The organism is Paenibacillus sp. FSL H8-0034 (genome assembly GCF_038000305.1).
Taxonomy (GTDB): domain Bacteria; phylum Bacillota; class Bacilli; order Paenibacillales; family NBRC-103111; genus Paenibacillus_S.
Genome location: NZ_JBBOBS010000001.1, coordinates 4,643,370 through 4,659,984 on the forward strand (window position 1 = coordinate 4,643,370; position 16,615 = coordinate 4,659,984).

Here is a 16,615-nt window from a genome sequence, read left to right on the forward strand (position 1 = left end):
TGGTCTTTATGCATGTACAAATTGTCTTATTCGATGGATTCGATTTATTGGATGCTCTGGCTCCCTACGAAGTGTTTACAGCAGCCGAGATGTTGTCGGGAGGTGCGATAACTGTTCAACTCGTATCTGCAGAAGGCATCAGAAACGTATCAAGCGGTACAAATGGGCTGCAAATCGCAACAAGTGGTATGATAGATTCAGGTAAATCCAGCATCATTCTCGTGCCCGGGGCTTCTGGAAGCATGGTCGGCGATGGACCTGACTCCGTTGTCTCGTTACTTCAGAGAGCTTCAGAAACCCAATTGACTACTCTTGTAAGAGAAGCTTTTGGCAAACCCGGAATCACGATTGCAACCGTCTGTGGGGGTTCACTCTTACTTGCGATGAGCGGGATGCTGGAAGGCCGACATGCTGTTACCCATCATCAGGGAATGGATGCTCTTAGTGCGACTGGAGCTATTCCTGTGAAAGCTCGGGTAGTGGATGACGGCGACTTGGTTACAGGCGGAGGCGTAACTTCTGGGCTGGACACAGCCCTGTACCTGATTGAGCGTGAATTGGGGCCGAGAATGGCTCATGCGGTGGAGCAACTGTTTGAATATGAAAGGCGAGGAACGGTATGGCAAGCTCGCGGACTCGCTCCTATAGCGGAAGTGTCGCCTTCCAGCCCCGAGTCGGACCTATCCCCGCAAATATCCCGTCTTGAAGAAGCGACTGACGGGGACGAGCCTAACTTCGAGGGTGTATGGTCTGTAGTTATTGCAACACCAATCGGCAAAATGCAGGCAACCCTCATCATTAGCAAAGTTAATGGACAGGTACGCGGCATTGCTGAACAGGCCGGTGAAGTCGTAGACTTCATGGAGCCCGTTATACAAGACAACCAGCTTTCTTGGCTGCTGCGGGTAACGAAGCCCATGCGATTGAATTTAAGGTTCCAAGTTCACGTTCACGGCAACCAAATGATGGGAACGGCAAAAGCCGGTATGCTGCCTGCTTCGAAGGTGACAGGTGAACGACTGGAGAACGAACGCAGAGCCAAACAACCTTACGCAGGTTTGAATGTCAATAACCAACGTTGAATTTGATTCCTTGCATAGCGGACATGTTTATTATCGAGCGTAAGCCTGCTTGACATAATTGCCCCTTCAATAGACGAAAAAATAAAGGAGGCCGCCGACTCCGTATCCATATCAGCACTGAACTCCCCGGTAACGGTACCCTGCTCAAGCAGCCCCTGGATAAATGCCAGCATTTGTCGGTAAGCATCCATGGCTTGATCACGCAGTACCGGAAAGGAATGATCACTCTCAACAGCTGTATTCAGAAAAGGACAGCCTCCTTGAAGGGGTGGATTATGCACCGTATCGCTGTACACATCGCACATCGCCAGTATGGCATCGGTCGAAGTGTGGCAATTCTGTATCGCCCGGGAAAAATGTTCCCAGAGAACTTCTCCAGCATATTTGAATGCTTCCATAGCAATATCTTCTTTGCTGGAAAAGTTGCGGTATATGCCGCCTTTGGTCAATTGGGTCGCATCCATAATATCCTGCATGGTCGTTGCCGCATATCCTTTCTGGTTGAACAGCTCCGCCGATTTCATAATAATATGCAGCTTTGTTTTATCACCTTTACGCATAGCCAATATCCTTTCGAGAATCGATAGATTCCGTATGACTTGTTTTCTGTAAATCATAGCACAATTAGGCACGATAAGGCCAAATAATGAGGGGAATAGGGAGAATAATGTTAAAACCAAGGAGCTATTATTTTATCATGCTCGCCATTATCATTTGTTTTATTGTCTACGTGATTTATATGAATTTTATATATGATCCACAAGCTGCTAGTTTCCTGGATCACAAACTGACCATGAAATTCAATACCCCCGTTTGGTTAAATGTGATGTATGTCCATGTCCTGTGTGCTTGCCTGGCCATGGTATCGGGAGCCCTTAATTTCTCCCAGACGATTTTAATGAAACACCGCAAGCTTCATAAAATGAATGGTTATGTGTATCTAGCCGCTGTTATTATTGTAGACGTCACATCCGGTTATATGGCTCCCTATGCCACTGGAGGAAAAGCTGTCAGCATAGCGTTCAATTTGTTGAATATTGTTTGGCCAATCATGACCGTTATTGCGATTATGAAAATTAGAAAAAAACAAGTCAAGGCTCATCGCAAGTGGATGACGCGCAGCTATGCTTTTTGTTTTACGAATCTGTTCATACATACGATCACTTATGTACTTCATGACGGTATAGGGATTGGGTTTGTAATCAGCTATACAATGGGTGTGTATGGCTCGCTGCTGCTGCTTCCGATCATTGCTGAAATCATAAATATAAAGTTCCATAGCTCAACTCCTACAGAACCAAAATTGAATTAACCGTACAGACGATCATTGCCAAACTGATTTACACAAAAAAAGAACATATGTTCGATGTTTCATTATGAGATAACATAATCAACTTAGCCGTACTTATCTATATAATTGGCAGTTAGGGTCCAATTGGGCCCATAAGTACAGAGATTTCAACGGATAATTACCATAAAATTACTAATATTTAATACATAACAACGATCCTTATGACGTTTTACTAAAATAACCGCGAACGCAGAACATATGTTCTGTGTTCGCGGTTATTTTGCTCTATTGTACCTCTTCGATTTGTGTCTATCATTCTATAAGTCAGTCTTTTGTACGTCTTCATAACGCTTCAACGCTACTCGAAGATGCAGCGTTATTTCGTCAAGTGGAACCATCAACCTTTGTTGAAATTCCGAAAACCCGTCAGAGTCAATTGCTAAACCAGACCCTTTAACCAAGCAGCAAGGGCTGAACCCACCTCATCCGGTTCGTCCTCCATAGGATAGTGGCGTCCCCGCACCGTGACTTCGTTCTGTGCAGGCCAGGTACGGCAGAAATCCAAGTGCGATTGCGGCATCGTGCCTGGATCACTATTAATGAATAATTTAGGAACAGGGCTTTGTGCCAGCCATTCTCCGTAAGTAGTGACAATTTCAGTCACATTCTCCGGCTCCCCATCAAATGGAAGTTGTCGTGCCCAGGATAAGGTAGGACGACGCGCTTCGCCAGGCTCCACAAATGGGCGTCGGTATTGCTCAAGCTCTACCTCCGTCAACTTACGCAAAATATTGATCGGAAGATTGACCTCGATGAAGGAGTTTTGTTCCAACACCATCTGTTCGCCCGCAGGGGACCGCAGCGCCTGAAAAATCTTGCGACCGGTCTCCGGTATCTCGCTCCAGCTGCGGGGTTTGATAATGGCCTCCATATATACTATGCCTTTTACAGCACCATGATGGCGGTACGCCCAATCAAAGCCCAGGGCCGAACCCCAATCGTGCACCACAAAGATAACATTCTCCGTAACACCGAGCTGCTCCAGAAGCGTATCGAGATAACGACGATTCTCGACAAATGTGTAGGAGTCGGGGCCGCTATCAGGAATTTTATCGGAGTCCCCCATACCGATTAGATCGGGCGCAATGCAGCGGCCATATTCCTGCGCATAAGGAATAATGTTGCGCCATAGATAGGAGGACGCTGGATTGCCATGCAGGAAAATGATCGGATCGCCGTTTCCTACCTCCACGTACGCCATCTCCAGACCCAAAACCTGTTGACGCTTTTTTTCGTATGAAAATAATTCGTTAATCATACAACATCTCACCCTTCATCATTTCGTCTTTCACTCCACTGTAAATCGCCTGAAAAATATTTCCTGTTGATAGCAAGTGCATACTTACATTATATTTTATAAAAAAGCTAGGGGGTTAATGCCCTAGCGAATAATCGTACGCTTTCCTCGATAAATGCCTCCAACGATTCTTCTGAGATCGCCTCTTTTGCATCCAGGTTACTAACGAAAGCACCATAATTCATCCACATGAATGATAGCGCCTGCAATTCAGGTTTCGACGTGAGGACCTTACCTTGTTCCGATAAGTCGGTTAAATATTTTGTTAAAAGTTTTTTCAGAAGCTTAGGATTACGTGAAGCCTCCTGAAGAGCCTCTTCAGGGAGATTGCTGCTTCCTTTTAGAGCAATAAAAATTATTTTTTTATTCCGATTCATGATCTTATGATAGGTACGACTGATCATAAGAAGGTCCGAATACAGCTCCCCTGTTAGGCTTTCATTAAAAAGTATCGTCATCTCCTCAGCATAATGATAACGATGAAATGCGGATTCAAGCAAATTCACTTTCGTTCTGAAGTGGCGAAATAACGTGACTTCGTTCACCCCTGCAGCAGCTGCTATTTCCTTGGTTGTCGTACCGTCATATCCCTTTTCTGCCATGAGATCGATTGTTGCTAACAGAATCTTATCACTTGTACTTTGATTGCCGCTCATCTGCTTACTCCTTTAATGCATGTGCTTACTTACATGATTAATGTATTCGATTTTTGGTACTATGTCAAGCTTCTGCTGCAGCATTTAATGAATCGCGAAGACGCTTGATGTCGCTGACCGGGGGCAGACCGAACATCCGAGCATATTCCCTGCTGAACTGGGACGGACTCTCATAACCGACACGGAACCCGGCATCCGCAGCTTCCGATGTCTCTGACAGCAGCAGTCGACGGGCTTCCTGCAGTCTGATTTGCTTTTGGTATTGCAAAGGACTCATGGCCGACACTTCTTTGAAATGGTGATGGAGTGATGAAGGACTCATATTTGCGGTCATCGCTAAATAATCAATCCGCAAAGGTTTGTTGAAATCACGATTAATTAGCTCTATTACTTTTGCGATGCGCTGGGCGTGACTGCCGGCAACAGCGAACTGTAGAACGGAACTCCCCTGTTCATCCTGCAGAACCCGGTACAGAATTTCACGAATGATCAATGGCGCAAGAACAGGAATGTCCTGTGGTTCATCGAGAAGGCGAACCAGTCTTAATACGGCGTCGAGCAGTGATGTACTTGTTCTGCTTACCAGCAGGCCGCGCGCCGCCTCTCCCTTTTGCCCCCTGGTCACTTCGGATTCCTTGATGATATCAAGAATCTGATCGGCGCTGAAATTCAGCTGCAGGCTGAGGTAAGGTGATTGTGGCGTTGCCTGGATGATCTGCCCAGTAATGGGCAATTGTACGGATGCTACGAGGTAGGTGGCCGGATCATATTGGAAACTTTTCTCTGCGAGCATAACCAACTTCGTTCCTTGGGCTACGATACATAGGGCTGGCTCATAAATCGTATACTGCGGTTCCGATTTTCCCGTTGCTCGGATGAATTTTAATGAAGCGATTGCTGTAGAGTGAGTTCCATTCTTTCCGGTGTACCGTTCAATGATCGATGCCAATTCTTCCTGCTGCTTAATAAGCTTCTCATTATCCAAAGTGAATTCATAAGACACACCCTCTTCCTCCCAATGAACAAGTTAGCTTAACATTATTATATTTTGGACGATTAGGCAATAAACTCCTACGAATCGGCTACCGTATGAAGTGCCTGATATTTCATAATGAATGACATGCCCCACTCAATAAGCCGAGAGGCCAATGAGTCAGCATCATACTTCCAACAAAACCGAGACAAAGGAGAAATCAAAATGGATACAACAAGTCCAGCAGCGCAGCACAAATATGTCGGTATTTGGGTTACACAGAACGGATTCATTCGGCACGAACTCCTTCCTAACGGACGGTACGACGAAGCTCGCGGGAATAAGAAAAGCGTTTATCAAGGACGCTACACCTTGACAGGAGAGCATATCGATTATGTTGACGATACCGGTTTTACTGCTGATGGGGATTTTCGGGAAGACATTCTTTACCACGCAGGTATGATTCTATATCGCGAACAATAATTAGAGGAGAGATAAGCATGTCGAATATAATAGGAAAAGTTGTCGTCATTACCGGAGCAAGCAGTGGAATAGGTGAAGCCACAGCACAGCTGTTGGCGGACAGAGGTGCTCATGTCGTTATGGGTGCAAGACGTACGGAGCGTCTGGAGGCACTTGCCTCGAAGCTTCAGTCAGAAGGCTGTTCCATTGCTTATCAGTCCCTGGATGTGACCCGGCTTGAGCAGATGGAGAGCATAATCAGTTACGCACAAAGCCGGTTTGGGAGACTTGATGTAGTTGTCAACAATGCCGGCGTCATGCCGCTTTCCAGTCTGGCCGCTTTGAAGATTGAAGAATGGAATCGAATGATTGATGTCAATATCCGTGGTGTGCTTCATGGTATCGCCGCTGGACTACCAGTGATGCAAAAGCAAGGATTCGGCCAATTCATCAATATAGCCTCAGTCGGGGCTTATGAAGTTTCGCCTACGGCAGCCGTCTATTGCGCGACCAAATTTGCTGTCCGTGCCATCACGGATGGCTTGAGGCAAGAAGTTGGCGGGGATATCCGGGTCACACTTGTGTCGCCTGGTGTTACGGAGTCGGAGCTTGCCGACAGCATCACGGATGAACAAGCAAGTCAGCTGATGAAAGTATATCGCCGCAACTCCATACCCGCCTCTGCCATCGCCCGTACTATAATGTTTGCGATTGAACAGCCAGATGATGTGGATGTCAATGAGCTGGTTGTACGACCGACTGTCAGGCTTGCTTAGTTCTACTCTAATCTCAACTTTTTACAAAAAGACAGAACCGTGGATTCCTTATTACAAGATGTCCCCGGTTCATCATCAAGATGTTTTTCATTTATTGTATAGCAGCAAGAACGGCATCCAAGCCGCAAACATGCACACCAATGCTGCTCATTTCCCGGATACCTTGCTCATAAACTTGCGACATGGAGTCCGCAACCATGACTACCCGGAAATCCCGTTCGCTTGCTTCGTACATCGAAGTTCTTGGGCAGTTGGGAAAGTTACAGCCTGTAAATACGATTGTATCGATTCCACGAGCTCGTAAGAACGGTTCCAAATCAGTTTTATAAAAAGCACCCCAACGTGACTTATACATCACCCACTCTTGTTCTCCAATGGACTGAAAGGCACCTAGCAGCAGCTTGTCCGCATCAAGGGAAGTATAATGTGGCGAACGGATTTCGGACACCAATTCTGCACCATCCGTGTTTGGAGCGGCGATCCTGGCACCTTTTTCGATAGCCTCTTTACGGCATATATCGACGTTGGAGCCGTCTTCCTTATACAAACGAATGACATGCACAATCGGCAAACCTTGAGCTCGATAGGCTTGCAGCACACTCTTCATGTTCGGCAGCACAGCAGCAGTCCCCTTGATTTCGGCCGGAGCTTCGGGCAAGGTAAAGTCATTTTGTGTGTCAATAGTGATCAGTACGGACGTGTTCCAATTGGGACTCGTATAACTCATAACCATTCACCCCTTTAAAGTATTCCTTTAATAGTATCATTTTGTAAAATGTGGTCAACTAAAAATGATCAAGATCCCTGATGGCGCATAAATAAGACAAGATTCCATATGGAGGAGCACTTGACTATTTGAAAGCGATACAAGCTAATAAAATGTATGGAAGTGCCATATATCAGGGATGACCTTTTACTATTTTGCCAGATATGCCAAATGTAATGTAATGTCTATTGGAGCTGTACGGCCAAATCCAGCAAGCGAACTGCCGATCTTCGCTGTGCAGTCTTCCATGAAGATCATGCAGACCTGTTAACGCGGCCTCTCTACCCTGCTTACTGGCAATATCGAACATAAACTGCATGCGCTCGTTTTCATTATTGATTGCATAAAACTGCTCCTCCGGAAAAGGAGATTGCTCGTCGAATTTAACAACATCAGACCATGCGATGATCGTTCCAGCCTCTTCAAGTAAATAGACCATCAGATCATTGTACGCCTTTACCATACAGTCTCTCAATGTCTTCAGCCCATCCAGTAGGACCGTTATTTCCTCAGCTGTATAGCTTGAAGCATGAATGGCCAGCAAGGTTAATACATGAATATAAAATATTTGGGTATACACTGCTGAAGAAATGACTACAGAAAACCGACCTTTCCATGGCTCTAATAAAGAGCAGCGAACGATTTCACTCGGGATTTGAGTTAAAAAGGAGCTTATTTCTGACGTTAGCGCTTTTCTCTGCAATAAATCATTAAACCTGCTGTAAAAATTGACTTGATCCAGCTTGGTAAAATCTATACTTCCCAGCAGCTCAATGCGGCCAAGAAGCTCAGGGGCTAGTCGGCTCACTCCCTCCTGAAGCGATAGAGCATCTATGTCTACTAAAGTCAGCTGCTCAAAAACATCACAAAAATAATGAAGATCCAAATCATCACAATTGCCTGCTCCCAGAACGATCGCACGATTCCGTTCATTGCCATCAGTCAGTGAACGGCTAATTAACAAATTGATTTCATGCCGATGACTCTCCCATTCCAGCCAACGATCCTGTATTCGTTCATGATTCAAATCCCGGTAAAAAATCGACATAAGTCCCCCTTGCTTGGTGCATCCAGGTGAATCTTTATTCATTGTTTACATTTAGGATTAATAAACTATCCATCGTAGTTTATTTGTATTCCCACTGTATTAAACATGTATACAAATGTCAATAAACAAATCTATAATTCAATATTTATTCATATTTTGGATGTATGCAGCAAAAAAAAGCGGGAGCGTATGTCCCCACTTTGTTCCGGTTTCCACTCTAGTTTAGATACACTGAAAAAAGATAATCATCGAAATCACGATAAGAACCGTACCCGAGGTACAAACGGATCTTAAAGAAACCATCGGTACCTCAATCGATTGCTCAGGATTAATAAGTTGAGATAACCGATAATTGATCGCCGTATCCGAAAAACTTACCCCTTGGCAAGGGTTAACGAATCTTTGGGTTTGGACAAGCTTTAATAATGCTGTGCCGATGGTGTAGGTGGAGTTTGTTTGTGTGATGGCATAACGGTCTGCCAGAAGCTCAATCCAAATATCGTAGTAGTGACCCAACCCTTTCAAGATGGACATATAAGGCATGCTTGTGATTATCAGGGTAGCCAGCCATTTTTTCAAAGGATGTCGCTGTGTACAGTGATAACGCTCATGAAGCAAGACAGCGTGTACCTCCTCCACAGAAAGCATTTCCAATAAACCAGTGGAGATCACAATCCGGGGATGAATCATGCCTATCGCTAAAGCTACCGGCTGCTGTTCACGAATAACATCTATGTGAGTATGCCATTTTTTATATTTTCGAGTCCATTGTGTTGTTAAACGGGGATGCATTCGGACTTTGACATAAGTGTACCAGTTATAGGAAGCATACAGATGTCTGCCCATATAGGTAAGCATCCGTAAGCAGGTTAGGCCTATTAATAAAATAAAAACCGTTTCAAAGAAAGAATGTCCGACTACTAAATCGAACAGCATACTTGGGATAACTAACCACATATCCGGCTGCAATTCAACATCACTGATATGATGGGATAAGGCTATGCCCATTTGCAGCAAAATCCAGGCAGCAACAACATATATACAACAAATGGCCATGCTGGGTTTCAACAAGCTGCTCATTTAACGATTCCTTTTCTTTAACTCTTGGAGCTTAGTCTCCAGTGTTTGAATAAGATGCGGATCAGCCTCATCAATGACATCCACAATATGGGTTACCATCAAATCACCAAAATCTTCAATCAAGCCGCGAGTTACGTTTTTCGTCTGTTCGGCCAAAAACTGTTCCTTGGTTGACGCTGCTTTGAAATGAGTAAGCTTCGTACGACCTTTTCCTTCCGTATGCCTATGCAGCAGCCCCTTGTCATATAACCGATTCATGACAGTCATGATCGTATTAATCGAATATGGACTCTCTTCATTCAGCTTATGGTGCATTTGTTTAATGCTCAGCTCTTCAGATACCCAAAAAACCTCCATAATTCGGGCTTCCAAGGTACCCAGAAACCGATGCAAGCCTTCCTCCTGAAACATATATTTATTTATCTTCATCTACCGGCACGCTTTCTGGATTCATAGGATTCACCCACAATGAAATTAGCCATGAACTCATCACCTTCATTTCATAATTGATCTTAGCTTACAGTATAACAGAAAATCACCTCCCCCAACTCCGTGAATTCCTAACAAACACACCTGCTCCGGATCGCTTACTGCCCGTTCGTTTGATTTGTTGATTGGTTTTTTTTCGTAAGGCTCAGCTCCCTGTATTGCTTCGGTGTAATTCCTTCCAGCTTGCGAAAATAACGTATAAAATTTTGCGGATTGTTGTACTTCATCTTCTCCGAAATTTCCGTGATCGACATACTCGTTTCGATCAAAAATTTCTTGGCTATTTGCAGCCGATGTCTCGACAAATAATCACTGAAAACAAACCCGGTCTCTTTGCGAAATACACGGCTAATATATTCCGGATGATAGTTCAGACGGGCTGCACAGCTCTCGAGTGACAAGGGCGAATCGTATTCCTGATCAATGATGGCAAGCATCTGATCGGAAATTCTCGTATACAGGGTTTCTCTGCTCTTTTCGATATAATCCATCAGTGGACGAATCATCGTAAGCCGCATCCACCCTACGATTTCCTTGGTCGATTTTAACGCAAGAATTTCATTTACAATCTCTTTTTCCTGAGGGATGATATGATACAGGGTGCCCCCCATTTCCTGAACAAGCCGTGTCATATCGACAAGCAGCCGCAGCAGCACCAACTGAAATTCCTGTTGGCTTATGGCTTTGCGGGTAATGATCGCCATGAATTCATCCATCAGCTGATAGCTTCCCGCTTCGTCCAATTGCTTAATGCGGTCCGTCAGCTCATTGACGACCTGCTGCGGATACGTCACAGCTGGCTCTGCCACTTCACGCTGCATGTCCTCGAGGAACAGAATCGATTGCTGTCCCAGTCGCACGCTGTAAGACAGTGCTTCCTTCGCTTCTTTTAAGGCATTCGGTGCCTCATTAAACTCCATAAACAAACAGCTGATGCCCATACTGACATTGAGATGCAAATACTGTTCCACTGAATTTTGAATCGCCGCCGCCCATTCATATAGCTCCGCCTTTGAAGCCTCTGGATGCTCGGCATGACTGCCTAATAAGGTCACCTGGAGATCGTTGATCACAACCGGGTTCAGCCTGAATGACCGGGGAATTATTTCTCCAGCCATATTAAGAATTGCAAACAGGAGCAGATCTCGATCCCGATCCGTGTAGTTAGTTCCTTCGAGTGTATCCATGCGCACGCAGATGACCCGCATTTGCTTCCAGCATTCCAACTCATTCGTTTCCATACGGTCAGCTATTTCTTTGGCGTTAACTGCACCCTGCAGCAATTTATGTACAAAAAAATCGCCGAGCTGATGCCTCATATGGGATTCCTTCCCCATCAGCACATGCATGTTTTTTTCAATCCAATAAAATTCATCGTTTCTCTTGGAGCGCGGCATATCCGGCGATTTCAATACAAGATCGTACAGCTTGCGAACCGGACCGTACAGTCTGCGAGTCCCCTCCAACGAAACAATAAAGATCAGGATGCACACAATCAAACAAATGAAGATAGTCACCCATCCGATTGCTTTTGATTCCTTCGTGATCTCGTTAATATTTGTTTTCACCACATAAATCCAGCCGTTGTAATTCGATTGCCTATACGTAATTCCATAAGTATGATTAGCGGTTTCAAATTGATCCGCTTCCCTGTTGGCCTGTTTAATGGTCTGCACGTACGTCTCATCGGACAGCTCCTTGCCGACCATATCCGGCTTGCTGGCTGCAAGAATGCGGTAATGCTCATCCAGGACGTACATGTCGCCAGAATCGCCACCGCTCACTTTGGGAACCATTTTATTCAGCTCCTGGCTGGGCAATACGGCAACCAGAAGACCGAGCGGGCTAAAGGAATTAATCGGGATCGTTTTGACAATCGCCGTATTCCATACCCGCGGGTTTGACTTTTCAAAAAATGGCGATTCAAACACAGTCCAAAAAAACAGCTTGCCTTTGTTGGCGTATCCCGTAAAGGTAGGGCTAAGCTCACTGGCCTGCAGTGATTCTTTGCCAGCGCTGCTTAAGATCCAATTTTTATTGAAATTCACAAGGTAAACGTCCGATAGTCCAAATTCATAGAGCTGTAGCCGATACAACGTCTGCATCAATTTCTCATAGGTCAGATAGTCTTCACTGTCGAGCTCCTGCTCCATAGCATCGATCACAAGTGGCGAGTTGGTAATTTGGGCTTGGGCATTATCCACCATTTTCAGCTTTTGTTCAAAACGAAGCTGTGTTTGTTCCACCATCTCCATGTCGCTTCTATGTGCCTTATCCAATAATAGCTGTGATGATTTGGCATAAGAGAAATAACCCAGCGTTATGACGGGAATCAATCCTATCAGAATGCAGAACAAAAACAATCGCTTGAAATAGTTAAAACGGCGGTTTTTCATCATGTACCTCCAACTCGCAGCAACCTTATCGACTATTCAGTAAGCTCCGCAAGCATATCATCGGGAATAACTGCCAAATAAACATTCGGAATCCCTCCAGCATCCGAATTATATACCACCATTTTGCCATCAGGGCTGAAGGAGGGGTGGGGATGTGTCCACTGTGGATGGCAGGATGAGCTGTTGGGGTAACATAGAACCTTGTGCTTCTTCGTAGCTGTATGAATCAGGTGTATGCCATGATCAGGCCAGTTCGTATCCGAGACCATCCATTCCCCATCCATACTGCAGGACCCGTGCCAGTAATGCTCCCCGTTAACAAACAGCTCAGGCTCTTCATAATTCTCCGCCATGATAGCAATTCCCTGCTGCTCCTTTTCCAGATTGGACATAATCCGCTTGGTCCCGCCAAGCCACATCCAATGTCCATTCCCATAGGGAAGCTCCAAAGGACGCAGGTTGCTGCCATCCTGATCAATCAGCCAAATATTTCTGTTGAATGCGTCGGGTCCGTCCTGAAAAGCAATAACCTTGCCCTCCGTAGGCTCGCATTGGGTATGTGTAATATCCGCATTCTCAAAAATTACGTCAGCCTCCTTACCGTCTGTAGTGAATCTGGCAATCCCGCGTCGACCATTTTTCAGAGTAGCCTCTACATAATAATTTTTGTCGTCATAAGTCATACTGGCACACTCTGCGTCCCACGTCAGTGCATCCAAATAGCTGATGCTATCTTCCTCATAGGTGTCCATCGACACTCGGCGAAGCTCGCCATTTGTGACGTAGTACAACCATTTCCCGTCATAGGAGACCATAGCCCCTCGCACATTCGGACGATCTGTCAGTTGTACCAGCCCCATGCCGTCTGTTTGAACCTTGAAAACATCGATCTGCGAATCCCGCTGTGCGGACCTGTAGCTTTTGAATACCAATGACCGGGAATCCGGAGTAAACGCATTAATATGAAAATACAGCTTGCTGTTAATGGTCGGGAACGCAGTCAGCTTGGTAATCTTCACGCCGGTTCTGCTATCCTCAAAAAATTGCCTTTCAGATGGATATGCCTGGCCTCTTGCCATTATGGAAACACTCCTTTGTTAATGGGTTTGTTGCTGTGCAGACTTCTTGGCTCTTATTGCCATTCTTGTGCAATGCAGCTCCGCTTCAAGCGTAACGGGCATTTCCGCTTTACCAAGCAGCGTTAGGATGAACATGTCCCAATAGCTTTCCTCAGGCCCGGATGTGTCGATGGGTCCCATGTCGGTATCGCCCACGATTAGCCGGGTTCTGGCTCCGCCATCCACAGCTTCGATAAAACCTTTTGTGCCGAATATCCGCAAGTGCTCATTGCCCCAGCTTCCAAAGCCCTTGGCATTCAAATAGTTGGCGACAATGCTGGCGACACCTCCATTCGTGAGCCTCATCATCATACTAGCCGCCATATGAAGCCCGCCGTGCTCGCTCGGATTGCCAAGCTTCGTTTCCATAGCGTGAATCTCTTCGATTCTTACGCAAGCCACATGCTCAACAAATCGTATCGCGTGAATGCCGTTCTGGCCGATGAGTCCCCCGTCTATCGCCTCATCCTGGGGACGAGCGTCGTGATACGGGTATGACTTCTGGGCGAATACCTGTACCACCTCGCCAATCACACCGGACTGAACCAGATTGCGTATGGACAGGTATGGCTGTTGAAAGCCCGTTCCTGCCATTTCACGGAATAAGCAGCCTGTTTCGCTCACAACCTGCAGCAGCTGATCCAGCTCTGCTTCTTGCATGGCACACGGCTTTTCCGCATACACATGCCTGCCTTGCCGCATGCACATGATCGCTTCATTAACCTGATTGGCTCTGCGTGGTGAGCATAAGGAAACGACCTGCACCCTTTCATCCTTTAGCAATTCCTCCAGCGAATCATAATGCCTTATATCCGTATCGGATTGCTGCTCAGGGGTAAGCAGACTCCTATCCATAGCAGCTGTGGCCACGATAGCCGCATGGGGATGGTTAATCAGCTCGCCATGTATTTGATGTCCCCCGTTATTGCCGAATAAGCCTATGCCAATTTTCATAATTCCTCCTGAACGAGCTCAATCCTTCCACTTCGGTCGGATCTTCCCATCGCCTCAATGATTTTAAGCCCCTCCACCACATCATGGATGTAAGCCTCTTCATTCATTGTACGATCACATACGGACTGGTACAACTCCTTCCATTGATACCGGCCTGCATCTCCAGTAACCTCGACCTCTTCGGTAACTCTTAGTCTGGTTATCGGGTCCCGCGCCACTAGAAGCAGCTTGTTGACGTCCCCTTCATTCGTTGGCATCACATCGCAATAAAAGGTTCCGTGCTCGAAATTCAGAATCATCGGGCTTTTATACCTCTGACTGTCATCTACGCAAAAACTCCCGAATATATTGGCTATCGCGCCGTTGCGGAAAAGCAGGCTCACCTGCGAGTTATCAACTGTAGGCCGCTCTGTGATCAGGCGCGAGCTCATTGTCGATACTTTGTGAACGGGCCCGAATATTCGAGCCATGTCGTTGATGATATAAATGCCGAGCCTGAATATAGGCGCGACCGGACACTTGTTGGGGTCGTCATACCAGCCTCCATCTGCTTGTTCGCGATAATTAACCCAAATGTCCCATCGGCCACCGATCGGCTTGCCCAGCTCATATTTCGTTCTCCACGCTGTGATGTAATTCAACGTATCATACCATGCTGGACCCGGAGAATTCATATGGATGACGCGCTTCATCGCATTAGCCTTATGGAGGATATCGAGTGCCTTTTGCGGATTCAGCTCAAAGGGCTTCGTTGTCATGACATCTTTTCCAGAATTAATGATCTGATCGATCAGCTCTGCTCTTCCTGCCGGAGGCGTGTACAGACCAACCACCTGAACCTCTGGGTCGGCAAGGAGACTCGCAATGGAATAATAGGGCTTCGCCCCATATTTCATTGCGCATTCATCGACCTTGGAGGGCTCGAGATCGCAAACCGCGTACACTCGGAAATAGGGGTTGCCCGCCCCCTCCAGCAATTCCTCAATCACTGTACTGCCGAATCTTAACCCCACAATTGCTATATTCTGCTTCTCCATAGAGATGTTTCACCTGCCACTTTGTAATTCTGCTCGCAAATGCTCAGGAATTTTGACCAGATACATCTGGGCAGTTCCGGTTATGTCGGAATTATATACCACATAATTACCGTCAGGACTAAATGAAGGATGCGGGTGAGACCATTGCGGATGAGAGGAAGAGCTTTGTGAATAGCATAATGTTGCATACTTTTTGTTATCGACATGAATTAATTGAATGCCATGATCCGGCCAGCTCGTGTCCGATACCATCCATTTGCCGTCGCGGCTGCTGGCCGCATGCCAGAAATGCTCGCCGGTGACAATGATTTCCGGATTATCGTCATGCTCGCCCATCACCGCGATGCCGTTAAACTGTTTCTCCAGATTGGTCAAGATTCTTTGTGTAGAGCCGAGCCACATCCAATGCCCATTGCCATAAGGCAGGTCCAGAGGCCTTACATGGGTTCCATCCTCGTTGATCAGCCATATATTGCGATGCTGGGCATCCGGTCCATGCTGAAAGGCAACAACCTTCGCTTCCGAGGGCTCACATTGGGTATGGGTAATCGAATCCGATTCATAAATAATAGCGGCTTCTTTACCGTCTGTCGTATATCTGAGTATCGCTCTTCTGCCATTTGTCAGTGTGGCATCTGTAAAATATACACGCCCATCACTGCTCATGCTGGCATTAATGGTTGAACCAGCTGTGTTACTGCTAAGCCCGGTAGACGGCTGTATGCCGTCTATATATCCAATCCGTTCCTCACGATAATCCGTCATCGATACTCGGCGAAGCTCCCCATGGCACATATAATACAGCCAATGGCCATCGGGCGACACAACCGGGCTGCCAGCCTCTGCGGCGTCGGTAAGCTGTGTTAGTCCCTTTCCATCGATATTGACCTTGAAAATATCGACCTTCGAATCCCTCGTTGCCTCGGAGAATACCTGAAATACAAGCGTTTGTGAATCCGGTGTGAACGCATTGACGTGAAAATACAATTTAATATTGATGCACGGGAAAGTTGTCAGCTGCACAATCTCCGCCCCTGTTACAGCATCTTTGAAAAACCTTCTTTCCGACGAATAGACACGGCCTCTATTCAAAACTGAACACTCCTATCGCTCTTTTTCTAGTTTGTACG

At 46.2% G+C, this 16,615-nt stretch carries 17 protein-coding genes; 4 read left to right on the forward strand and 13 right to left on the reverse strand.

What is annotated here, in order from left to right; genetic code table 11:
- Positions 1-8 precede the first annotated feature (8 nt).
- On the forward strand, positions 9-1,082 hold the full coding sequence (locus NST47_RS20950; protein WP_341156860.1) for a DJ-1/PfpI family protein: 1,074 nt from the start codon (positions 9-11) through the stop codon (positions 1,080-1,082).
- On the opposite strand, the gene NST47_RS20955 is transcribed toward NST47_RS20950, so the two are convergent.
- Complete coding sequence (locus NST47_RS20955; RefSeq protein ID WP_341156861.1) at positions 1,049-1,642, reverse strand: TetR/AcrR family transcriptional regulator; 594 nt, start codon at positions 1,640-1,642, stop codon at positions 1,049-1,051. The genes NST47_RS20950 and NST47_RS20955 overlap by 34 nt on opposite strands.
- Positions 1,643-1,749: 107 nt before the next feature.
- Between NST47_RS20955 and NST47_RS20960 the strand changes: the two genes are divergently transcribed.
- Entirely contained in the window at positions 1,750-2,394 is a 645-nt protein-coding gene (locus NST47_RS20960; protein WP_341156862.1) for a DUF2306 domain-containing protein, read from the forward strand.
- A 418-nt stretch (positions 2,395-2,812) separates the two neighbouring features.
- On the opposite strand, the gene NST47_RS20965 is transcribed toward NST47_RS20960, so the two are convergent.
- From NST47_RS20965 to NST47_RS20975, 3 genes are all read right to left on the reverse strand, one after another.
- The gene (locus NST47_RS20965; protein ID WP_341156863.1) at positions 2,813-3,691 is read right to left on the reverse strand and encodes a haloalkane dehalogenase; all 879 of its coding nucleotides are present in this window, start codon (positions 3,689-3,691) and stop codon (positions 2,813-2,815) included.
- Between the two features lie 107 nt (positions 3,692-3,798).
- A complete protein-coding gene (locus NST47_RS20970; RefSeq protein WP_341156864.1) occupies positions 3,799-4,386 on the reverse strand; it encodes a TetR/AcrR family transcriptional regulator in 588 nt (195 codons plus the stop codon).
- A 64-nt stretch (positions 4,387-4,450) separates the two neighbouring features.
- A complete protein-coding gene (locus tag NST47_RS20975) occupies positions 4,451-5,389 on the reverse strand; it encodes an AraC family transcriptional regulator (protein WP_341156865.1) in 939 nt (312 codons plus the stop codon).
- Between the two features lie 195 nt (positions 5,390-5,584).
- On the opposite strand from NST47_RS20975, the gene NST47_RS20980 reads away from it, so the two are divergent.
- On the forward strand, positions 5,585-5,842 hold the full coding sequence (locus NST47_RS20980) for an Atu4866 domain-containing protein (protein ID WP_341156866.1): 258 nt from the start codon (positions 5,585-5,587) through the stop codon (positions 5,840-5,842).
- Positions 5,843-5,859: 17 nt separating this feature from the next.
- Entirely contained in the window at positions 5,860-6,597 is a 738-nt protein-coding gene (locus tag NST47_RS20985) for an SDR family oxidoreductase (RefSeq protein ID WP_341156867.1), read from the forward strand.
- 91 nt (positions 6,598-6,688) lie between these two features.
- Here the strand turns inward: NST47_RS20985 and NST47_RS20990 are convergent, their stop codons facing one another.
- From NST47_RS20990 to NST47_RS21030, 9 genes are all read right to left on the reverse strand, one after another.
- Positions 6,689-7,324, reverse strand: coding sequence for a cysteine hydrolase family protein (locus tag NST47_RS20990; RefSeq protein ID WP_341156868.1), 636 nt, complete (start codon positions 7,322-7,324; stop codon positions 6,689-6,691).
- A gap of 172 nt (positions 7,325-7,496) precedes the next feature.
- Positions 7,497-8,411 (reverse strand): hypothetical protein, encoded by a 915-nt coding sequence (locus NST47_RS20995; RefSeq protein WP_341156869.1) that lies wholly within the window; start codon positions 8,409-8,411, stop codon positions 7,497-7,499.
- Between the two features lie 222 nt (positions 8,412-8,633).
- On the reverse strand, positions 8,634-9,482 hold the full coding sequence (locus NST47_RS21000; protein WP_341156870.1) for a M56 family metallopeptidase: 849 nt from the start codon (positions 9,480-9,482) through the stop codon (positions 8,634-8,636).
- A gap of 9 nt (positions 9,483-9,491) precedes the next feature.
- A complete protein-coding gene (locus tag NST47_RS21005; RefSeq protein ID WP_076238053.1) occupies positions 9,492-9,920 on the reverse strand; it encodes a BlaI/MecI/CopY family transcriptional regulator in 429 nt (142 codons plus the stop codon).
- Positions 9,921-10,078: 158 nt separating this feature from the next.
- Positions 10,079-12,376, reverse strand: coding sequence for an AraC family transcriptional regulator (locus NST47_RS21010; protein ID WP_341156871.1), 2,298 nt, complete (start codon positions 12,374-12,376; stop codon positions 10,079-10,081).
- Positions 12,377-12,408: 32 nt separating this feature from the next.
- On the reverse strand, positions 12,409-13,455 hold the full coding sequence (locus NST47_RS21015; protein WP_341156872.1) for an oligogalacturonate lyase family protein: 1,047 nt from the start codon (positions 13,453-13,455) through the stop codon (positions 12,409-12,411).
- Between the two features lie 18 nt (positions 13,456-13,473).
- A complete protein-coding gene (locus tag NST47_RS21020; protein ID WP_341156873.1) occupies positions 13,474-14,448 on the reverse strand; it encodes a Gfo/Idh/MocA family protein in 975 nt (324 codons plus the stop codon).
- A complete protein-coding gene (locus NST47_RS21025; RefSeq protein ID WP_341156874.1) occupies positions 14,445-15,485 on the reverse strand; it encodes a Gfo/Idh/MocA family protein in 1,041 nt (346 codons plus the stop codon). The genes NST47_RS21020 and NST47_RS21025 overlap by 4 nt, the downstream gene beginning before the upstream one ends.
- Before the next feature lie 9 nt (positions 15,486-15,494).
- Complete coding sequence (locus tag NST47_RS21030) at positions 15,495-16,577, reverse strand: oligogalacturonate lyase family protein (protein WP_341156875.1); 1,083 nt, start codon at positions 16,575-16,577, stop codon at positions 15,495-15,497.
- Positions 16,578-16,615 lie beyond the last annotated feature (38 nt).

Bases quoted from the DNA above. Each gene is read 5' to 3' on its own strand.
- NST47_RS20950 (WP_341156860.1), top strand. From the start codon at position 9: ATGCATGTACAAATTGTCTTATTCGATGGATTCGATTTATTGGATGCT.
- NST47_RS20955 (WP_341156861.1), bottom strand. From the start codon at position 1,642: ATGCGTAAAGGTGATAAAACAAAGCTGCATATTATTATGAAATCGGCG.
- NST47_RS20960 (WP_341156862.1), top strand. From the start codon at position 1,750: ATGTTAAAACCAAGGAGCTATTATTTTATCATGCTCGCCATTATCATT.
- NST47_RS20965 (WP_341156863.1), bottom strand. From the start codon at position 3,691: ATGATTAACGAATTATTTTCATACGAAAAAAAGCGTCAACAGGTTTTG.
- NST47_RS20970 (WP_341156864.1), bottom strand. From the start codon at position 4,386: ATGAGCGGCAATCAAAGTACAAGTGATAAGATTCTGTTAGCAACAATC.
- NST47_RS20980 (WP_341156866.1), top strand. From the start codon at position 5,585: ATGGATACAACAAGTCCAGCAGCGCAGCACAAATATGTCGGTATTTGG.
- NST47_RS20985 (WP_341156867.1), top strand. From the start codon at position 5,860: ATGTCGAATATAATAGGAAAAGTTGTCGTCATTACCGGAGCAAGCAGT.
- NST47_RS20990 (WP_341156868.1), bottom strand. From the start codon at position 7,324: ATGAGTTATACGAGTCCCAATTGGAACACGTCCGTACTGATCACTATT.
- NST47_RS20995 (WP_341156869.1), bottom strand. From the start codon at position 8,411: ATGTCGATTTTTTACCGGGATTTGAATCATGAACGAATACAGGATCGT.
- NST47_RS21005 (WP_076238053.1), bottom strand. From the start codon at position 9,920: ATGAAGATAAATAAATATATGTTTCAGGAGGAAGGCTTGCATCGGTTT.
- NST47_RS21010 (WP_341156871.1), bottom strand. From the start codon at position 12,376: ATGAAAAACCGCCGTTTTAACTATTTCAAGCGATTGTTTTTGTTCTGC.
- NST47_RS21015 (WP_341156872.1), bottom strand. From the start codon at position 13,455: ATGGCAAGAGGCCAGGCATATCCATCTGAAAGGCAATTTTTTGAGGAT.
- NST47_RS21020 (WP_341156873.1), bottom strand. From the start codon at position 14,448: ATGAAAATTGGCATAGGCTTATTCGGCAATAACGGGGGACATCAAATA.
- NST47_RS21025 (WP_341156874.1), bottom strand. From the start codon at position 15,485: ATGGAGAAGCAGAATATAGCAATTGTGGGGTTAAGATTCGGCAGTACA.